Here is a 987-nt window from a genome sequence, read left to right as displayed (position 1 = left end):
TTTATTCTAACTTAATTTGACAAATCATATATATAAAAGAATGTGAAGAGCATTGATTTAGCATAAATTGTCTTTAGAATAAATGAAAAGGCAACACTTTTCTGTACAAGATTTATAAAGTGCTTTTGTTTGGACTAATGTCAAATATTTAGACACAAAGATAAAAAAGAAAAACGGAAATGGCTGTTTTTCTTTTTTATCTCATGTCCAGAAAAAGGTCATTTTCTGGACACTCTTCTTTTCTTATTAAAATTCTCAAAAACATTTACATTTATTGTTCATTAACCCGTAATTTATTCTATGTTCATTTATACATATCTTTCTAAGTTATGATACAATAAATTAAAATGAAGGAGAAAAAAAATGAATATAGGATACGCACGAGTTTCAACTGGACTTCAAAATTTAGATTTACAAAAAGATAGTCTCAAAAAATATAACTGTGAAAAAATATTTACTGACCATATGTCAGGAAGTAAAAGAGAAAGACCTGGATTAAAATCCGCCATCGAATTTTCTCGTCCTGGGGATACGATTGTTGTTTGGCGATTGGATCGACTAGGTAGAAATATGGAAGATCTCATTAATATTGTTAATTCTCTTAATAATAAAGGGGTAAGTTTTCATAGTCTACAAGAAAATATTACAATGGATAAATCAAGTTCGACTGGACAATTGATGTTTCATTTGTTTGCGGCTTTTGCGGAATTTGAGCGAAATCTTATTTTGGAGCGTTCTGCCGCTGGTAGAGAAGCCGCACGTGCAAGAGGACGACTTGGAGGAAGACCTGAGAAATTTTCGGAACAAGACGTAAAGCTTCTTAAAACCTTGGTAGAAAGTGGTACGCCGATTAAGTCGATTGCGGATTCTTGGGGAGTTTCAAGAACCACAATTTATAGATATATTAATAAGTTTTAGAATAAAATAAAAGACCAGCTCACAACGATAAGTTATGAGGTTCTGTTGCAAAGTTTTAAATCTACTATC

At 31.6% G+C, this 987-nt stretch carries 1 protein-coding gene; it reads left to right on the top strand.

Annotation, left to right across the window (positions count from 1 at the left end):
* The first annotated feature begins 363 nt into the window (after nucleotides 1-363).
* Nucleotides 364-918 (top strand): recombinase family protein, encoded by a 555-nt coding sequence (locus RR45_RS10875; protein ID WP_011834703.1) that lies wholly within the window; start codon nucleotides 364-366, stop codon nucleotides 916-918.
* Nucleotides 919-987: the final 69 nt, after the last annotated feature.

It is taken from the genome of Pseudolactococcus chungangensis CAU 28 = DSM 22330 (genome assembly GCF_002441885.1).
In the GTDB taxonomy this organism is placed as follows: domain Bacteria; phylum Bacillota; class Bacilli; order Lactobacillales; family Streptococcaceae; genus Pseudolactococcus; species Pseudolactococcus chungangensis.
Note: the sequence above shows the minus strand (reverse complement) of the source record. Positions and strands in the feature narration are given on the sequence as shown.

What these genes read in the sequence shown, in the direction of transcription:
- RR45_RS10875 (WP_011834703.1), top strand. Translation starts at nt 364, where the DNA reads ATGAATATAGGATACGCACGAGTTTCAACTGGACTTCAAAATTTAGAT.